Here is an 18,555-nt window from a genome sequence, read left to right as displayed (position 1 = left end):
GCGCCTACTTCGTCCTGCGCTCCGGCGTGAACAGGTAGACCGCGGTCGAAGCGAGCAGCAGCGCCGCGAAGACCCAGTGCAGATTGGCGAAGGCAGTCGCCGGATCGCGGCCGGCGGCGCGCTGGGCCGCGATGAACCAGCCCGAGCCGAACTGGACCGCCGCCGCCCCGGCGATGAACAGGAAGTTGACGAAGGTCATGCCGCGGCCGACCAGATGGTCGGGAAAGAAGACGCGGGCATGCGCCATCAGGATCGCGTAGGTGAAGCCGGTGCCGCCGACGATGGCGAACAGCGTGACTGCGCCCGGCATCGAGCGGTCGCCGAGCAAGGCGAGCAAGGCGAAACCCACCCCGGTCACCGCCGTGCCCCAGGCGACGAGGGGCTTGCTGCGGCCGACGCGCTTCTGCAGCGCCCCATAGACGAAGGCGCCTGATGTCATGGTGATCGCCATGGCGAGCGCCGCATGGCCGGCAGCGACCGCGTCGAGCCCATGTACCTGGCTCATGAACGGCGCGATCCACAGCCCCCGCCCCGTCGCCAGGATCGCATAGGCGCTGAGCGTGATCGGCGCCAGCAGCCAGAGCGGTCGGATGCTGACAATGCTCTTCAGGCCTTTCAGCAGGCCTTCCTGCTGCCCCGACGCATCGGTCGCAACCGGCGGATCGCGGACAAGCACCGCGGCCAGCACTGTCGCCAGCAGGAACATCGCGGCGAAGCCCAGCATGGTCGCGCGCCAGCCGAAGCTCTGCGCCGCCAGCGCCAGCGGCGCCGCACCGGCGAGATTGCCGAGAGAGCCGAGGCCGATGAAGACCGAGGACAGCACGCCGAAGCGTGCCACGTCCTGCGTCCGCGCGAAGAGATAGAGCGCCGACATGAAGATCGGGGAACAGCCTATGCCGACCAGCCCCATGGCCAAGACCGCGACCCACGCGCTCTGGGCCGTGGCGAACAGGAAGGCCCCGACCGCACCGATAGCCATCGCCGCGCCGACCGTGCGGCGCGGCCCGAGGCGGTCCAGCGCCCAGCCGACGGGGAACTGCGCGGCGGCGAAGGTGATGAACCAGGCGGCGCCGAGCGTGCCGAACTCGGCTGGGCCGATCTTGAGATCGGCCATGACCGGCCCGGCGATGACGCTCAGGAAGGAACGGTAGAAGATCGAGAGGATATAGGCCGGCAGCAGCGCGAAGAAGATAGTCACCGGGAACTCCCATGCCGGGCCGAGGCGGCCTCGGCCGGCCGCGGAGCTCCCGGAGCGTTCACTTGATCCGCTCGAGCACGGAGACGTAGTTCGCCACCGCCGCACCGCCCATGTTGAAGATGCCGCCGAGGCGGGCATCCTTGACCTGCATGCCTTCCGGAGCCTCACCGGTGAGCTGCATGGCCGAGAGCACGTGCATCGAGACGCCGGTCGCGCCGATCGGATGGCCCTTGGCCTTCAGGCCGCCGGAGACGTTGACCGGCAGCTTGCCGTCCTTCTGGGTCCAGCCTTCCTTGATCGCGCGGGCGCCGTCGCCCTCCTTGGTCAGGCCCATCGCCTCGTACTCGATGAGCTCGGCGATGGTGAAGCAGTCATGGGTCTCGACGAAGGAAAGATCGTCGAGCGCGATCCCGGCATTGGCGAGCGCCTTCTGCCAGGCGAGCGCGCCGCCCTCGAACTTCAGGATGTCGCGGCGGGCCAGCGGCAGGAAGTCCTGGACATGGGCCATGCCGCGGAAGCCGACGGCGCGGCGCAGGGTCTTGGCGGTCTCCTCATCGGCCAGCACCAGCGCGGCGGCGCCGTCCGAGACCAGCGAGCAGTCGGTGCGCTTCAGCGGGCCGGCGACGAAGGGGTTCTTCTCGCTTTCCTCGCGGCAGAAGGCGTAGCCGAGATCCTTGCGCATCTGGGCGTAAGGGTTGTCGACACCGTTCTTGTGGTTCTTCGCCGCGATCATGGCGAGCGCGTCGGACTGGTCGCCATGGCGCTGGAAATAGGCCCCGGCGATCTTGCCGAAGACCCCGGCGAAGCCGCCCTGCGTGTCGCCTTCCTGGGCGAGATAGGACGCCTTGAGCAGGTTCTTGCCGATTTCCGGCCCCGGAGTCGTCGTCATTTGCTCGACGCCGACGACCAGCACGACCTTGGCGGCGCCGGCCTTGATGGCGCGCACGCCCTGATGCACCGCGGCCGAGCCGGTGGCGCAGGCGTTCTCGACCCGCGTCGCCGGCTTGAAGCGCAGCGCCGGGTCGGCCTGGAGCACGAGGGAGGCGGTGAAGTCCTGGGCCGAGAAGCCGGCGTTGAAATGGCCGAGCACGATCTCGTCGACCTGGTCCGCGGTGATGCCGGCATCGACCAGCGCATCCGTCGCGACCCTGACGATCAGGCTCTCGATGGTCTCGGCATCCTGCTTGCCGAACGGAGTATGGGCCCAACCGACGATTGCAGCGCTCATGGCGTCATCTCCCGAATGATGTGCAGATACACATTATCTGCCGTTGCCCTCGTCCCGCGACAAGCGGCACCGGTGCATTTCTGTCGTGCGTGGAAAGGCCAACGGCCCGGCCCTGTCAAGCGCGCCACGCCGAACTCCTAGCCGACCGAAAGCGCCAGCAGCACGCCGACGCCGACGACGATCATCGTCATGCCCAGGATCTCGCGCCGCGACGTGCCTTCGGAGAAGATCCGGCGCGAGGCGATCTGGGCGAGAGGAACCTCGACCAGGCCGAGCGTGCGGACATTGGCGGCGCTGGTCAGCGAAAAGCCGATGAACCAGAACTGCGAGGCGGCCGCGCCGAGGAAGCCGGCGGCGAGCGAGGGTTTCCAGTTCTCGATCGAGCGACGCAGCGCCGTGCGGTCCACCGCGGCCATATAGGCGGCGAGGATCACCGAGGAGAACACCAGCCCCCAGGTCAGGGTGGTGGTGGCGCGTAGCACGAAATTTCCGTCCGGCAGAGCGAGGATGCCGCCGCGGAAGCCGATCGCCGAGAGCGCGAAGGAGGCACCGGCCGCGATCCCGAGCACCGCCGGGCGCAGGCCCGCTGCGCTGAGCTTCTCGCCGGGCTTCCACGACATCACCACGACGCCGGCCGTGGCGAGGACGATGGCCGCGAATTTCGGCCAGCTCAGCGCATCGCCGAGCAGGAGCGCCCCGAACAGCGCGACTTGCACCGGCTCCGTCTTGGTGTAGGCCGTCGTCACCGAGAAGGAGCGCTCGCGCATCGCGGCCAGCATCAGCCCAGTCGCGAGGATCTGGGTCACCGAGCCCCAGAGCGTGAAGCCGAGATAGCGGAGATCCGGCGGTGGCGGCAGTCTTCCGCTCGCCAGGCAGACCAGGATGAGGAAGAGCACGGCAAAAGGCAGGCCGAACAGGAAGCGCACCTGCGTCGCGCCGACGACCCCGATCGCGTCGGTCAGCGAGCGCTGCGTCAGGTTGCGCGCGGTCTGGAGCAGGGAGGCGGCGAGCGTCGCCGGTATCCACAAAAGGGCGAAGCTCACGCGGAATTCCCGGAACGAAGACGATTTCCCCGCTTGTGGACCGCTTGACGGCGCTAGGCAAATCGCTCTGCGAAGGGTAGGTATGCAGGATCAGCGAGGCTTAAAAAATCGCTCGCCGTCTCGAAAATGCCCCAAGCGTCGCGTTGAAGCCGCTCAACTCCACGTCAAGACAGGTTCAAGACCTCAGCCGATGAACGCATTTCGCCTCGCCGCCGGCGCCACGGTCGCCAGCTTCCTCGCCGCCGCCGTCCCGGCCCAGGCCGGCACGAGTCTGGTAATCGACGCCTCCAGCGGCGCCGTGCTCTCGAGCGAGAATGCGAGCCAGGCTTGGCACCCGGCCTCGACCACTAAGATGATGACGCTCTATGTCGCACTCAAGGCCGTGCGCGACGGAAAGATCGGACTTGAGACCGCGATCCCGGCCTCTAAGCGGGCCGCCAGCCAGCCGCGCGTCAAGGTCTATATCCGCGCCGGCCAGGAAGTGACGCTCGACAACGCCATCCGCATCATGATGGTGAAGTCGGCGAACGACATCGCCTATGTCATCGCCGAGGGCGTCGGCGGTGATGTCGAGAGCTTCGTCGGGATGATGAATGCCGAGGCGCGGCGCCTGGGCATGCGCGACACCAACTTCGTCAATCCCAATGGCTGGCACCATCCCGACCAGCAGAGCAGCGCCCGCGACCTCGCCGTGCTCGCCATGGCTCTGATGAGCGAGTTCGGCGACTATTCGGATTACTGGAATACCGGCGCCGTGCAGCTCGGCAAGCAGGTGCTGAAGAACACCAACGGCCTCGTCGGCCGCTATTACGGCATCAACGGCTTCAAGACCGGCTTCGTCTGCGCCTCCGGCTTCAATGTGGTGGCGACCGCGACGCGCGGCGGCCGCACCTTGATCGCCGTGGTGATGGGCGCCCATTCCGGCGCCGAGCGCACCATCAAGGCGGCGCAGCTCCTCGATGACGGCTTCGGCAAATGGGGCGGCTTCGGCAGCACCGTCGCGAGCCTCCCCTCCGGCACTGGCGGGCGTGCCTACAGCGTCTGCGACACGGTCCGCCGCGGCGGCGGCGCACTCGGCGACGATGTCGATTCCAGCGGCCCGATCACCGTCTCCTCCGCTCCTGGCGTCGGCGGCAACAGCGATGGCACCTCCGACCGCTTCGCCGTTGGCGCACCGCAGTCCGGCGTCGGCGGCGCGGTCCTGACCCGTTCGCCATCGGGCCGTATCACCCTTGGCCAGCGTGCTCCGCTCGCGACCGTCGCGGTCGCTTTCGGCCGCACGCCCGGTTCCGCCGCGGCGCCGCTCGCGGCCAATGCCGTCGCCAAGCCCGACACCCAGATCGCGCGCGAGATCCAGCCGGGGGCGCCGGTCGCCGCCGGTCTGGTCGGTGGCTCCGCCGGAAGGACTGCCTCCGCCAATGGAGCGATCCCTTCGCGCTCCTCCGCCTTTGCCGCCACGGCACCGGGCGACGAGGTCCAGCCGCCCTCCGATGCCTTCCGCTCCGGCCCGCTGCGGCTGCAGGGCGCCGTCCAGGCCGGCGCCGCAACCCAGGCGAGCCTGCGGCCGGGCGCTGCCGCCGGCATCAAGCCGGCCGGGCGCACCAGCGCTGCCAAGGCTTCTCCCGCGAAACCCGTGCTGACCAAGCCCGCCAAGGCGAAGCCCGCTCCGGCCAAGGCCAAGCCGAGCACCGCGCTGGCCAAGCCGCCCGCGCGCCCGGCCAAGCCGGCGGCGTCTGCCGCCAAGCCTGACGCCTGAGACCTTTCGGAGACGCCGTGCGCACTGACGGCGACGTCTCCCCTGGCCAGCACGGTATCGCGCTGGCGCTCGCTTCCGCCGCTGCCTTCGGCACCAATATCGTCAGCGCCCAGATCGCCGGGATGGCCGGACTGAGCGGCCCGCTGCTCGTATTCTACCGCGTCTTCCTGATGCTGGCGCTGGTCGGCGGCGCCGTCCTGCTCTGGCGCTCCGGACTTTCCGTGCCACGCCGCCGCTGGCCGGCGCTCATCCTGTTCGGAATCTCGACGGCGCTTGTCGGCAGCGCCTATCTCTCCTCGGTCGCCTTCCTGCCGGTCACCGTTGCCGCCGTGGTGTTCTACACTTTCCCGGTGCTGGTCGTGCTCGCCGAGCCGTTGCTGACCCGGACGCGGCCCAGCCTGGAGCGCATCGTCGTCGTGCTCATCGCCTTCCTCGGCGTCGCCATGGTCGTAGGGCCGGACTGGCATGGGCTCGACCCGCGCGGCCTCGCTTTGGCGCTGCTCGCCAGCGTCGCGGCGGCGGTGCAGTTCTTCGCCGCCGGCGCGCTCGGCGAGACCGGGACGCTGCCGAAGCTGTTCTGGTCGCATCTGATGATCCTGCCGGTGACCCTGCTGATTCTGCTGCTCACCGGCGGCATGCAGCCGCCTTTGGCGCTCGCGCTCGCGCCGCTCGCCGTCCTCGTCACGATCGGCGGCTATCTCGTCGGCTTCCTCTGGCAGGTGCTGGCGCTGGCGCGCGTCTCGCCCGGCCCGGCCGCGCTCGCCTTCTGCGCCGAGCCGGTCTTCGCCGTGATCATCGCCGCCGCCGTTCTGGGCGAGCGCGTCGGCGCGCTGCAATATGCCGGCGGGGCCCTTGTCGTTGCCGCGATCATGGCCAATGTAATATTGGAACAAAAGCGGGCACGGGCTACGAGGCTTGCGCTCGCGCCCCCAGCCTGAACCGCCCGCCGGATCGATCGCCCTCATGTCCGCTCAACCGCCTGCGCCCGTCCCGCTCACCCTGCTCACCGGCTTCCTCGGCGCCGGCAAGACGACGTTGCTCAACCGGCTGCTCAAGGACGAAGCGCTGGCCGACAGCGTCGTGCTGGTCAACGAGTTCGGCGAGATCGGCCTCGACCACCTCCTCATCGAGGGCGTCGAGGACAACATGATCTTGCTCGCCTCGGGCTGCCTGTGCTGCACCATCCGCGACGATCTGATCGTGACGCTGGAGGACCTGCTGCGCCGCCTCGACAATGGCCGGATCGCGCCATTCAGGCGCGTCGTGATCGAGACGACCGGCCTCGCCGATCCCGCCCCGATACTCAACGTCCTGATCAATCACCGCTACCTCGCCATGCGCTTCAGGCTCGACGGGGTCGTCACCGTGGTCGACGCGGTCAATGGTTACGCCACGCTCGATGCCCATCCCGAAGCCTTGCGGCAGGTCATCGCCGCCGACCGGATCGTCCTGACCAAGACCGATATCGCCCCCGTTTCGGAAGCGGTCGCCGCCCTGCGCGAGCGTGTCGGCGCGCTCAATCCCGGCGCCGCGATCCTGCCCGCCGATGCGCCAGCGCAGGCTCTGGTTGGCGCCGGCCTCTACGATCTCGCCGACCGGCCTGGCGAGCTGCGCCGATGGCTCGCGGCCGAGACGCTCGGAGGCGGTCACGATCGCCACGCTCACCATGACCATGACGGTCATGGGCATCATCACCACGATCATGACGCGCATCACCACCACCATGACGTCAACCGCCACGACGCCAGCATCCGCGCCTTCGTCCTGACCGCCGAGGAGCCGATCCGGCTGGCGACCTTCGAACTGTTCTGGACCCTGCTGCGTTCGACCCATGGGCCGAAGCTCCTGCGCCTCAAAGGCCTGGTCGGCCTCGCCGAGGAGCCGCGAGGGCCACTCCTCGTCCATGCCGTCCAGCAAGTGCTGCATCCGCCGGTACAGCTTGCCGCCTGGCCGGATGCCGACCGGCGCTCGCGCCTCGTGCTGATCGTCCGCGATCTCGACGAGGCGGTCGTCGCTCGGCTCTGGAGCGCCTTTCTCGGCCGCACCGCGTCGGCCGGGACGGAGAGCCATGCGCATCACCACCATGGCTGAGCCGGGCACCATCTGGCCCGCTTCTTGATTCCTGCTTCACAGCCTGCCGCTGTCGCTGTCGCGACGTGCCATTCCGGCACGTAACAGTCTCGATCCGGCGGGCTCCGGAGGCAGGACCATGCCGAACCTCTTCGCCCTGAACATGCCGGTCGATGGCCGCCGGCCAGCCGCGCGCCCGGACATCGCAAATACTGCGAAAGCAAGCGGCACCATCCATATCGAACGCCGGCCGCTGGCGGCCTGCGTAGCGATCGAGGCGGAGTGGAGCGATCTCGCCGGTCGTGCCATCGAGCAAAATCCCTTCCTCGAGCCAGGCTTCGCCTTGCCCGCCGCGCAGCATCTCGTCAGCTTCCGTGATGTCTCGGTGCTGCTGGCCTGGCAGGGCAAGCCCGGCGGCGCCAATCGCCTGCTCGGCTTCATCCCAGTCCTGCGCAGCCGTCGCCTGTTCGGCAGCGACACTCTGACCGGCTGGCGCGACGACCGGTTTGGCAGCGCCGCCCCGCTGATCGACCGTGAGGAGACGGGCCGGGTGATCGAGGCCGTGTTCGGCATGCGCAATGCCTGGGGCGGCAACGCCTCGAATGGCCTGGTGCTGCCCGGCATCAATCGCGACGGCCATCTCGCCCGAAGCGCGCTGGAGCATGCCGCCGCGATGGGCTGGACGGCGACGTTGGGCCAGGCGGCCCCACCGCCCCTGCCACCGGCCGAGGGCGGGCCCGATCTCGCGGCGCTCCGCCACGGCCTCTCCCGCCATGGCGAGCTCGCCCTGGCCGGTGCCGGGTCTCGCCAGGAAATGCGCGACGCCGTCGAGATGCTGCTGGCGCTGGAGGCGTCCGGCCCGCTCGCCAGGGCCGGCACCGCGACCCTGCAGGATATCCGCGAGACCGCCTTCCTGCGCGCCATGACGCGCAATCTCGCCCGCAGCCGGCAATGTCGCGCCAGCCTGCTGACACTGGATGGCCAGCCGATCGCAGGCGCGATCCTGCTCGGCAGGGGCAAGCGCCGCTGGCTCTATGCCAGTGCACAGGACGAGCGCTTCGCCAGCTTCGCGCCCTTGGCGCAGCTCCTCGCCCAATTGCGCCGGCGCAGCCATCTCCATGAGCTGATCGGCGAGATCGCCGGCCAGCACGCTGTCGCCCACCGGCTGCCGCTCGCCGAATTGCGGCTGTCGCCCCGTCCGCGCGGCAACAGCGGCCAGGGCGTCCGCGACGTGCTCAGCCGGCCTCGTCGCGCAGCAGCCGGCGGATGATCTTGCCGGTCGTCGTCATCGGCAATTCGGTCCGGAAGGCGATCTCGCGCGGATACTCATGCGCCGCCAGGCGCTGGCGCACGAAGCCCTGGATGTCGGCGACCAGCGCCTCCGACGGCTCATGGCCCGCCGCCAGCACGACGAAGGCCTTGACGATCTCGGTGCGCAGCGCGTCCGGCTTGCCGACCACGGCGGCCAGCGAGACCGCCGGATGGCGCAGCAGGCAATCTTCGATCTCGCCGGGCCCGATCCGGTAGCCCGACGAGGTGATGACGTCGTCGTCGCGACCGACGAAGCGGAAATAGCCTTCCGCATCGCAAAGGCCCTGGTCGCCGGTGGTCATCCAGTCGCCGATGAACTTGGCCGCCGTCGCCTCGGGCTTGTTCCAGTAGCGCAGGAACATCACCGGGTCCGGCCGCCTGACCGCGATCCGCCCCTCCTCCTCCGGCTCGCACAGGCTGCCATCGGCACGGATCACCGCGACATCGTGGCCCGGCACCGCCTTGCCGATGCAGCCAGGCTTGACCACGCCGAGCGCCGCGCTGGAGGCCAGCACGAGATTGCACTCCGTCTGGCCGTAGAACTCGTTGATGGTGAGGCCGAGCTTCTCGCGGCCCCAGGCCAGCGTCTCGGCGCCGAGCGACTCGCCGCCCGAAGCGACTGTGCGCAGCTTGAGGTCGTAGCGCCCGCGCGGATTGTCGACCGAGCGCAGCATGCGCAGCGCCGTCGGCGGGATGAAGCTGTTGCGCACCCCGAGTTCGGCCATCAGCCGGAACGCCTCGTCCGGGTCGAACTTCGCCGCCGGCCGCGCCACGATCGGCACGCCATGATGCAGCGCCGGCATCAGGCAGTTGAGCAGGCCGCCGGCCCAGGCCCAGTCGGCCGGCGTCCAGATCAGATCGCCCGGCTGCGGCAGGAATTCGTGCGGCATCTCCACCCCCGGCAGATGGGCGGGCATCACCCGGTGGCCATGCAGGGCGCCCTTCGCGTTGCCGGTGGTGCCGGAGGTGTAGATCATCAGCGCCGGGTCGTCGCGCGAGGTGTCGACCGGGGTGAAATCCGGGCTTTCGGTTTCGAGCGCCCTCTCCAGCCCTTCGGCCCGGCCATCGGCGCCGTCGCTGGAGAGGATCAGCTCGAGTTCCGGCAGCGGCTCGTCGATCTGCGCCAGCTTGGATAGGCCCGCTGCATTGGTCACCAGCACCTTGGCGCCGCAATCGTTCAGCCGGTAGGACAGTGCGTCGGCGCCGAACAGCGCCGCCAGCGGCACGGCGATGGCCCCGAGCTTGTAGACGGCGAGATGGACGATCGGCACATGCCGACCCTGCGGCAGCAGGATCGCGATGCGGTCCCCGATGCCGACGCCGCGCCGGCGCAGCGCATTGGCGAGCCGGTTCGACTGAGCCCGCAACTCGCCATAGCTCACCGGCGTGACCGACCAGTCCGGATTGAGCTCGATCAGCGCGGTCCTGTCGGGCTCGACTGCGGCCCAGCGATCGCAGCAATCGACGCCGATGTTGTAGCGTTCCGGGATCTGCCAGCGGAACGCGGCGCGCAGGCGCTCATAGTCGCGGATATCGGGAAGCATCGACAGGCCCTCGGCTAGAGCATTCTCGCGCGAAGTGGGTACCGGTTCGCGTGAAGAAAATGCGATAAAACAAAGAGACAGAGCCCGCAGGAACCCGAGGTGAGGCCACCTTGGCGAGGGGAGCGGACCCGGAATGGCGAGCCCCTGCGAGGCTCGCCTCCTGTCCCACCGTTACGGGGAGCGGAAACGCGCTGGAGCGCGCGCACGATAGGCAGACGGCGGAGCGCTGTCACCTTGGCGAAGCGTCAACCGCGGTCTTCAGGCCCCGCTCAGCCGCCGGCCATTTGCGAGCGCTTGGCCCAGCCGGTCATCCGGTTCTCGACGAAGTCGACGACCGCGACCAGGAAGATGCCGAGCACCGCCAGCACGATCAGCGCGGCGAAGACCAGCGGCACGTTGAAATCGGCCGAGGCGCGGGTGATCAAATTGCCGATACCGAGATTGGAGGCGTTCTGCTCGCCGATCACCGAGCCGACATAGGCGAGCGTGATCGAGACCTTCAGCGCGCCGAAGAAATACGGCAGCGAGCGCGGAATGCCGACCTTGGTCATGATGTCGAGCCGGCTCGCGCCGAGCGCCTTCAGCACGTCCTCGGTCTCCGGCTCGATCGTGGCGAGGCCGGTCGCGACATTCACCACGATCGGGAAGAACGAGATCACGAAGGCGGTCAGCACCGGCGGCAGCCAGCCGACCCCGAACCAGAGCACCAGGATCGGCACCACCGCAACCTTGGGGATGGCGTTGAAGCCGACAAGCAGCGGGTTGAGCCCGGCACGGAGCAGGCGCGAGGAGCCGACCAGCAGCCCGACCGCGAGCCCGAACAGGATCGAGAGCGCAAAGCCCGCCGAGGTCATCCACAGCGTATGGAAGGCGTTGGTGTAGAGCGGCTTCTGGTACTGTACCAGCGCCGTCCAGATCGCCGAGGGCGGCGGCAGCACGAAGGCCGAGATCGAGAGGGCCCGGCAGGCCGCCTCCCAGAGCGCGAAGAAGCCGAGCGTGAACAGATAGGGCGCGAGCCTGAGCCAGATCGAGCGCTTCATGCCGCCGCCCTCGCCTGCCGGATATGGCCGCGCAGCTCGTGGACGATCTCGGCGAATTCCGGCGTGTAGGTGATTTCGAGGTCGCGCGGGCGGGCAAAGCCGATCTCGCGCTCGGCGGTGATCTTGCCGGGCCGCGCCGACATGCAGAACACCCGGTCGGCCAGGAATACCGCCTCGCGCAGATCATGCGTTACGAGGATCACGGTCACGGCGCGCTCGGCCTGCAGGTCGCGGATCACGCACCAGAGCTCCTCGCGCGTGAAGGCGTCGAGCGCCCCGAAGGGCTCGTCGAGCATCAGGAGCTTCGGCTCATGGATCAGCGAGCGGCAGAGCGAGGCGCGCTGCTGCATGCCGCCGGAGAGCTCCCAGGGATATTTCGCGCCCATACCCTTGAGGCCGACCTTCTCGAGTAGCGCCTCGGCGCGGGCGACATACTCGGCCTTGTTGGCACGCAGGCGCTGGCGATGGGGCTGCACCACTTCCAGCGGCAGCAGCAGGTTCTCCAGCGTCGTGCGCCAGGGCAGCAGCACCGGGTTCTGGAAGGCCATGCCGGTGATCTTGATCGGCTCGGCGACGCGCTGGCCGGCGACCGCGACCAGCCCGGCCTTCGGCTTCTGCAGGCCCGTCGCGAGCTTCATCAGGGTCGACTTGCCGCAGCCGGATGGGCCAACGATCGCGGCGAACTCGCCCTCGCGCACCTTCAGCGACAGCCCCTCGACGGCCGGCGGCCCATCGCCGCCGCCATAGACATGCGTGACCTCGTTCAGTTCGACGAAGGCGGTCAAGGGCGCTCCGTGGGCAGCAGGCAGGAATGCCGGCCCTCCCGGACGGAAGGGCCGGATGCGGGTAGGGGTGCTCAGAGCTTCCGATCGGCCTCGGCCGGCAGGAAGCTGTCGACGAAGGCCTCGCCCGCCTTGGCCTTGTCCTTGAAGGTGAAGGTCAGGCCGATCTGGTCGAGCGCCGTCGCCCAGCGCGCCTTGTCGATGCCGCCGACGCCGTTGGCCTTGACCCAGGGAGTCACGACGTTCTGTTCGAGCGTCATCTTCAGGCGCTCGAGCTCAACCTCGAGCTTGGCGACGTCGTTGCGCTTGATCACCAGCTGCGCGCCGAGCTCGGGATTGGCGACGGTGTCGCGGATGCTCTTGGTGATGGCGCGCAGCAGACCGCGCAGGGCCTCCGGCTTCTCCGCCATGAACTTCGGCGAGGCCATCACGACATTGCCGTAGAGCTCGACGCCGTAATCCGACATCAGCATGGTGACGATGTCGTCGACCGGCACGCCGCGAGACTTCAGGTTGATGTAGGACGAGTTGGCGAAGCCGAAGACGGCGTCGACCTCGCCCGAGGCGAGCATCGGCTCGCGCACCGGGAAGCCGACATTCTCCATCCGCATCTTGCTGTCATCGAGCTTGTTGACGGTCTTGAAGATCGGCCATTGCGCGAAGGCCGCGTCCGCCGCCGGGGCGCCGAACTTCTTGCCTTCGAGGCTCTTCACATCGCTGGTGATGCCGCGGCTCTTGCGGCCGACGATGGCGAAGGGAGGACGGTCATAGACCATCATCACCGCCTTGAGATCGACCGTCGGGTTCTCGTCGCGGAAGCGGATCAGCGAGTTCACGTCGCCGAAGCCGACATCATAGGTGCCCGAAGCGACGCGCGGAATCGCCTCGCGCGAGCCATTGCCCGTGTCGATGGTGACGTCGAGCCCCTCGGCTTTGAAATAGCCCTTCTCCTGCGCCATCAGGAACAGCGCGGCCGGCCCCTCGAAGCGCCAGTCGAGCGTGAAGCGCACCGCCGTCTGCGCAGCGGCCGGGCCGATTCCGAGCCCCGCCACGACCAGGCCGAGCACGCCCGCCAGCCCGGCCAGGCGCCGGCGTGAAAGGGGGCTATGGACTTTAGTCGTAGACATCTGGGACTCCGGAATGAGGCGCGGGAGGAGCGATGGCGGGAGTTATGGTCCGGCGACGATGAGCAAGGCCCGTGCCGCCGGGTACACAGCTTCAAACTGGCGCAATGTCCATCTGCGTCAAGCCGATCCGATGAAAATTCATGCAGCGCGGCAAACAAGTCGCGCAAATTTCTGGCAACCTGCCTGAGGCACGTCCGATGCAAGCCAAAAGGCGGCCGGTCAGAGCGGCAACGCCCCGTCGGTCTTGACCTCTTCCATCACCGCATAGGTCCGCGTCTCGCGCACCGCCGGCAGCGCCAGCAGCACCTCGCCGAGGAAGCGCCGATAGGCGTTCATGTCCGCGACCCTGGTTTTGACCAGATAGTCGAAGCCACCGGCGACCATATGGCACTCCAGCACCTCGGGCGCCCGTTTCACCGCATTGGCGAAGCGCTCGAAGGCGTCGGGCGTCGTCTTGTCGAGATAGACCTCGACGAAGACCAGAAGGTGCAGGCCGAGCTTCACCGGATCGAGCGTCGCGCGATAGCCGGTGATGTAGCCCTCGCGCGTCAGTCGCTTCAGGCGTTCGCCGGTCGCGGTCGGCGACAGCCCAACCGCTTCGGCCAGCTCGACGCCGGCGGCGCGGCCGTCATTCTGCAGCATCGCCAGCAGGCGGCGGTCGGTTCGATCCAGCACGGGATATTTCTCTACAGAATGATGATCTGACAGGTGTTCTTACATATAAGAGCCAAACATATCCATTGATATCCGGCGAGCTTGCCACGATCCTTCAGATCATCCCGTTCAGCCTCTCCGGAGCCCCCCATGGCCGCCCCTGCCCCGCGACCGATCGACAGCGCCGCCCCCGTTTTCCGCGCGCCCTATGCCGAGGATGACGGCGCGATCGCCGGGCGCCTGCTCGCCGGATCCAGGCGGGAGCCCGCCGCCAAGGCAAGGATCGACGCCCGCGCCACCTCGCTGATCGAGGCGATCCGCACCCGCAAGGTCGGCCTCGGCGGCATCGAGGAACTGCTGCGCGAATATTCGCTCTCGACCAAGGAGGGCCTCGCCCTGATGGTGCTGGCGGAAGCCCTGCTGCGCGTGCCCGACGCCGCCACCGCCGACCGGCTGATCGAGGACAAGCTCGGCCAGGGCGACTTCGCCCACCATGAATCGAAGTCCGACGCCTTCCTGATCTCGGCCTCGTCCTGGGCGCTCGGCCTCACCGCCCGCATCATCCAGCCCGGCGAGACGCCGACCAGCATCATCGGCAACCTCTCCAAGCGCCTCGGCCTGCCGGCGGTGCGCACCGCGACGCGCCAGGCGATGCGGGTCATGGGCAATCATTTCGTGCTCGGCCAGACCATCGAGGAGGCGCTGAAGCGCGCCCGCTCGGGCACCGGCAAGCTCTATCGCTACTCCTTCGACATGCTCGGCGAGGGCGCACGCACGCAAGGCGATGCCGATCGCTACTACGCCTCCTATGCCGCCGCGATCGACGCGATCGGCCGCTCCGCCGGCAACGACAAGCTGCCGAACCGGCCGGGCATCTCGGTCAAGCTCTCGGCCCTGCATCCGCGCTATGACGCGACCAATCGCGAGCGCGTGCTCGTCGAGCTCACCCCGAAGGTGATCGAGCTCGCCCGCCAGGCCAAGAAGTACGATCTCAACTTCACCGTCGACGCCGAGGAGGCCGACCGGCTCGAGCTCTCGCTCGACGTCATCGACGCCGTGCTGGCAGACGCCTCGCTCGCCGGCTGGGACGGCTTCGGCCTCGCCATCCAGGCCTATCAGAAGCGCGCCAGCGCGGTGATCGCCCATATCGCGGCGCTGGCCGAGTTCTATGACCGGCGCATGATGGTGCGCCTGGTCAAGGGCGCCTATTGGGACACCGAGCTGAAGCGCGCCCAGGAGCGCGGCCTGCCCGACTATCCGGTCTTCACCCGCAAGGCGATGACCGACCTGAACTACGAGGCCTGCGCCAAGCAGCTGCTGGCCCTGCGCCCGCGCATCATTCCGCAGTTCGCTACCCACAACGCGCTCACCGTCGCGACCGTCGCCGAGCTTGCCGGCAACACCGAGAACTTCGAGTTCCAGCGCCTGCACGGCATGGGCGAAGCGCTCTATGAGCGCCTGCTGCAGGAGAATTCCGGCTTCGCCTGCCGGACCTATGCGCCGGTCGGCGGCCATCAGGACCTGCTCGCCTATCTCGTGCGCCGCCTGCTCGAGAACGGCGCCAACTCCTCCTTCGTCTCGGTCTCCGGCGATCCCGACGTGCCGGTTTCGGAGCTGCTCGTGCCGCCGGCCGACATCATCGGGACGCCCGGCGCCGCCCGCCATCGCCGCATCCCGCTGCCGGCTGATCTCTTCGGCCCGTCGCGCAAGAATTCGGCCGGCGTCGAGCTCGGCGATGCCGCGAGCCTGGACGCCCTGCTCGCCGAGATCGGCTGCGCCACCGCCAAGCCCTTCCCGGAGGCGGGCGCCGTGATCGACGGCAAGCCCGTCGCCGGCAACCGCCGCGAGCTGCGCTCGCCGATCGACGCAAGGCCGATCGGCCATGTCGTCGAGGCGAGCGAGGCTGCTGCCGCCCAGGCCGTGCTCGCCGCGAAGGCCGGCTTCCCGGCCTGGAACGCGACGCCCGCCCGGATCCGCGCCGCGGCGCTGCGCCAGGCGGCAGAATTGATGGAGGCCCGCCGCGGCCCGATCCTCGCTTTGCTCCAGGCCGAGGCCGGCAAGACGCTCGACGACGCCATCGCCGAGCTCCGCGAAGCCGTCGACTTCCTGCGCTATTACGCCGCCGAGGCCGAGACCAAATTCGCGGTGCCGACCGCCCTGCCCGGCCCGACTGGCGAGGAGAACCGCCTCGTCCTGCGCGGCCGCGGCCCGTTCGTCTGCATCGCGCCCTGGAACTTCCCGCTCGCCATCTTCGTGGGCCAGGTCGCCGCGGCGCTCGTCGCCGGCAACAGCGTCGTCGCCAAGCCGGCGCCGCAGACCCCGCTGATCGCCAGCCTCGCCATCGCCATCCTGCACGAGGCCGGCGTGCCGAAATCGGCGCTGCACCTCACCCCCGGCGATGGCAAGCTCGGCGCCGCCCTCGTCTCCCATCCCGACGTCGCCGGCGTCGCCTTCACCGGCTCGACCGCGACGGCCCGCGCCATCAACCGGGCGCTCGCCGCCAAGGACGGCCCGATCGTCCCGTTGATCGCCGAGACCGGCGGGCTCAACGCCATGATCGTCGACGCGACCGCCCTCGCCGAGCAGGTCGCCGACGATGTGGTGATGTCGGCCTTCCGCTCGGCCGGCCAGCGCTGCTCGGCGCTGCGCCTTCTCGTCGTGCAGGAGGACGTCGCCGACAAGATGGTCGAGATGATCGAGGGCGCCGCCAGCGTGCTCCGGCTCGGCGACCCCCGCGAAATCGAGACCCATGTCGGCCCGGTGATCGACGCCCCCGCCAAGCAGCGGCTCGACGCCCATATCGCGGCGATGCAGGCGCAAGGCCGCGTCGCCTATGCCGGCGCGGTTCCGTCGCTCGGCGGCACCTTCGTCGCCCCGCACATCATCAGGCTCGACCGCGTCGCCGACCTCACCGCCGAGCATTTCGGCCCGGTGCTGCATGTCGTGCGCTGGAAGGCAGGCGAGCTCGACAAGGTGATCGAGGCGATCGAGGCCACCGGCTACGGCCTGACGCTCGGCGTGCATTCGCGCATCGAGACCACGGTCGAGCACGTCACGCAAAAACTCTCGACCGGCAATATCTACGTCAACCGCAACATCATCGGCGCGGTCGTCGGCGTGCAGCCCTTCGGCGGCCACGGCCTGTCGGGCACCGGCCCCAAGGCCGGCGGGCCGAACTATCTCTCCCGCTTCGCCACCGAGCAGACGGTGACGATCAACACCGCGGCAGCCGGCGGCAACGCCTCGCTGATCGCGATGGGGGAGTAGGAGACAGCACCCTTCTCCCCTCGGGGGAGAAGGTCCCGGCAGGGGGATGAGGGCGCTTTGACTGGGTGAGCCATCCTTCCCTCATCCGACCCGGCTACGCCGGGCCACCCTCTCCCCCGCGGGGAGAAGGTTTTACTCCGCGCCGCGCGCCGCGGCCTGCTTCAGCCGCGCCAGCGCTTCCTCGGCGCCGGCCTTGACCTCGATGTCCTTCGAGGCGGCTTCCAGCTCGAGCCGGGCGATCAGGGTCGCGACCTCGGGCACCTGGCCTTCCGCCGCGAGCTTCAGCACGGCATTGGCGAGCACGTTCGGCCAATAGGCCGCCGCGCCCTTGGCCAGCCCCTTGGCCTTGCGGCCCTCGAATTCCTTGGTGAGCTGCTCGGGGGTCTTTCTGGCCATGGCGGCGCCTTCCGTGAATCGCGTTCGAGCCGGAGCTTATAGCAGCACGGCCGCGAACGGCGCGGCGAAGGCGCAAGGACACCGCCGCCGCAGCCAGCTTTTCCCGCCCCTGACCTGCCGAAACGGCAGCTTTCCCGCGATGCCCTGCCTGCAAGGCCGGGCGGCGCCATCGGCATTTGCAGCCCGCGCCGGCAGGGTGCAGGACGCCCGCTGACGGGCCGCGCAGACGGCCGATCGTTCAGGACCTTCCCCATGCCTCTCGCCTTGCGCGCGCTCGCCGCGGCCTTCGCCTGTCTCCTCGCCACCGCCCCGGCCGCGGCCCGCATAACCGACCCCGACATGAGCTGCGCCGACTATCTCAAGGCCGGCCACCGCAAGACCAAGGCCGACGGCCCGGCCCGCGAGGCCGCCGCCATCGAGGCCAGGGTCCGGGCCTTCTGCGCCGCCAACCCGAAGATGAAGGCGATCGACGCCGAAATGACGATGACCGGCCTCTGAGCCGCCCGCCAGAACGGGGCGGCGGCCGCCCTCAGCCGCGGTCCGCGCCGGGGCTCATCCCCGGAATCGCCTCGATCTGCGCCTTGTGCCGGGCGATGCGCCGCTCCGCCTCGTACCAGGCCTCCCTGCCCTCGACGCCGGCGAGGCGCAGGCGGATCGCCTCGCGGAAGGTCGCGCGCATCTCGTCGGAGAGGCAGTCCATGAGCTTGCCGGCGCATTCCGCGCCATCCGGCCCGGAGCAGGCCCTGGCGCGCCGGCAATCCTTGCGGCCACAGAAGCGCCAGCACTGCATCAATGTCGCGACCCTGCGAAGCATGATCGGCCGCTCGCGCTGATAGCGCTCGAACTCCTCTTTCGTCGCGCCACGATAGTCGGGATTGCGGGGCATGGGGTGTCCTCCAGTTTGCCCCCTTCTCCCCTCGGGGGAGAAGGTCCGGCAGGGGATGAGGGCGGGACGACGCGAACCCCCTTCCCCCTTGCGGGAAGGGTTGGGGATGGGGGGCGAACGACCGGGTACGATGCTGCCGGTAGAAGCGTCACGGCGAACCGGCGCCCGCCCGTTCCGACTTTCCGCCCCCCACCCCTGCCCCTCCCCGCAAGAGGGAGGGGTTCGCGCCCAAGCATCGTCCCCGCCCGCAGGC

At 69.1% G+C, this 18,555-nt stretch carries 16 protein-coding genes; 6 read left to right on the top strand and 10 right to left on the bottom strand.

Going from position 1 to position 18,555, the window contains the following annotated elements; genetic code table 11:
• Positions 1-4: 4 nt before the first annotated feature.
• From DK26_RS23885 to DK26_RS23875, 3 genes are all read right to left on the bottom strand, one after another.
• On the bottom strand, positions 5-1,198 hold the full coding sequence (locus tag DK26_RS23885) for an MFS transporter (RefSeq protein ID WP_066478073.1): 1,194 nt from the start codon (positions 1,196-1,198) through the stop codon (positions 5-7).
• Between the two features lie 58 nt (positions 1,199-1,256).
• Positions 1,257-2,426: an acetyl-CoA acetyltransferase gene (locus tag DK26_RS23880; protein ID WP_066478072.1), complete on the bottom strand. Its 1,170-nt coding sequence runs from the start codon at positions 2,424-2,426 to the stop codon at positions 1,257-1,259.
• 137 nt (positions 2,427-2,563) lie between these two features.
• Positions 2,564-3,469, bottom strand: a complete 906-nt coding sequence (locus DK26_RS23875) for a DMT family transporter (RefSeq protein WP_066478071.1) — start codon at positions 3,467-3,469, stop codon at positions 2,564-2,566.
• Positions 3,470-3,659: 190 nt separating this feature from the next.
• Between DK26_RS23875 and DK26_RS23870 the strand changes: the two genes are divergently transcribed.
• The 4 genes from DK26_RS23870 (at position 3,660) to DK26_RS23855 (ending at position 8,565) form a co-directional block, all read left to right on the top strand.
• Complete coding sequence (locus DK26_RS23870; protein WP_066478063.1) at positions 3,660-5,225, top strand: D-alanyl-D-alanine carboxypeptidase family protein; 1,566 nt, start codon at positions 3,660-3,662, stop codon at positions 5,223-5,225.
• A gap of 17 nt (positions 5,226-5,242) precedes the next feature.
• A complete protein-coding gene (locus tag DK26_RS23865) occupies positions 5,243-6,163 on the top strand; it encodes a DMT family transporter (RefSeq protein WP_066478060.1) in 921 nt (306 codons plus the stop codon).
• A gap of 25 nt (positions 6,164-6,188) precedes the next feature.
• A complete protein-coding gene (locus DK26_RS23860) occupies positions 6,189-7,316 on the top strand; it encodes a GTP-binding protein (protein WP_157089816.1) in 1,128 nt (375 codons plus the stop codon).
• A 118-nt stretch (positions 7,317-7,434) separates the two neighbouring features.
• Complete coding sequence (locus DK26_RS23855; RefSeq protein WP_066478058.1) at positions 7,435-8,565, top strand: GNAT family N-acetyltransferase; 1,131 nt, start codon at positions 7,435-7,437, stop codon at positions 8,563-8,565.
• On the opposite strand, the gene DK26_RS23850 is transcribed toward DK26_RS23855, so the two are convergent.
• The 5 genes from DK26_RS23850 to DK26_RS23830 form a co-directional block, all read right to left on the bottom strand.
• A complete protein-coding gene (locus DK26_RS23850; protein WP_066478056.1) occupies positions 8,531-10,150 on the bottom strand; it encodes an acyl-CoA synthetase in 1,620 nt (539 codons plus the stop codon). The two genes, DK26_RS23855 and DK26_RS23850, sit on opposite strands and share 35 nt — an antisense overlap.
• A gap of 269 nt (positions 10,151-10,419) precedes the next feature.
• On the bottom strand, positions 10,420-11,190 hold the full coding sequence (locus tag DK26_RS23845; protein ID WP_066478054.1) for an ABC transporter permease: 771 nt from the start codon (positions 11,188-11,190) through the stop codon (positions 10,420-10,422).
• The gene (locus DK26_RS23840) at positions 11,187-11,975 is read right to left on the bottom strand and encodes an ABC transporter ATP-binding protein (protein WP_066478052.1); all 789 of its coding nucleotides are present in this window, start codon (positions 11,973-11,975) and stop codon (positions 11,187-11,189) included. The genes DK26_RS23845 and DK26_RS23840 overlap by 4 nt, the downstream gene beginning before the upstream one ends.
• Positions 11,976-12,046: 71 nt before the next feature.
• Entirely contained in the window at positions 12,047-13,099 is a 1,053-nt protein-coding gene (locus tag DK26_RS23835; RefSeq protein ID WP_066478049.1) for an ABC transporter substrate-binding protein, read from the bottom strand.
• A gap of 219 nt (positions 13,100-13,318) precedes the next feature.
• Positions 13,319-13,774 (bottom strand): Lrp/AsnC ligand binding domain-containing protein, encoded by a 456-nt coding sequence (locus DK26_RS23830; protein WP_083533547.1) that lies wholly within the window; start codon positions 13,772-13,774, stop codon positions 13,319-13,321.
• A gap of 153 nt (positions 13,775-13,927) precedes the next feature.
• On the opposite strand from DK26_RS23830, the gene putA reads away from it, so the two are divergent.
• A complete protein-coding gene (putA, locus tag DK26_RS23825) occupies positions 13,928-17,020 on the top strand; it encodes a bifunctional proline dehydrogenase/L-glutamate gamma-semialdehyde dehydrogenase PutA (protein WP_066478249.1) in 3,093 nt (1,030 codons plus the stop codon).
• A 132-nt stretch (positions 17,021-17,152) separates the two neighbouring features.
• On the opposite strand, the gene DK26_RS23820 is transcribed toward putA, so the two are convergent.
• Positions 17,153-17,416 (bottom strand): hypothetical protein, encoded by a 264-nt coding sequence (locus tag DK26_RS23820; protein WP_066478047.1) that lies wholly within the window; start codon positions 17,414-17,416, stop codon positions 17,153-17,155.
• 252 nt (positions 17,417-17,668) lie between these two features.
• Here DK26_RS23820 and DK26_RS23815 point away from each other — a divergent pair, with 252 nt between their 5' ends.
• Positions 17,669-17,914: a hypothetical protein gene (locus DK26_RS23815; RefSeq protein WP_066478045.1), complete on the top strand. Its 246-nt coding sequence runs from the start codon at positions 17,669-17,671 to the stop codon at positions 17,912-17,914.
• A gap of 31 nt (positions 17,915-17,945) precedes the next feature.
• On the opposite strand, the gene DK26_RS23810 is transcribed toward DK26_RS23815, so the two are convergent.
• Entirely contained in the window at positions 17,946-18,302 is a 357-nt protein-coding gene (locus DK26_RS23810; protein ID WP_066478042.1) for a hypothetical protein, read from the bottom strand.
• Positions 18,303-18,555 lie beyond the last annotated feature (253 nt).

Origin of the sequence: Allobosea sp. WAO (assembly GCF_001509835.1) — a bacterium.
Lineage (GTDB): Bacteria > Pseudomonadota > Alphaproteobacteria > Rhizobiales > Beijerinckiaceae > Allobosea.
This window is presented reverse-complemented; position numbering and strand designations above follow the sequence as displayed.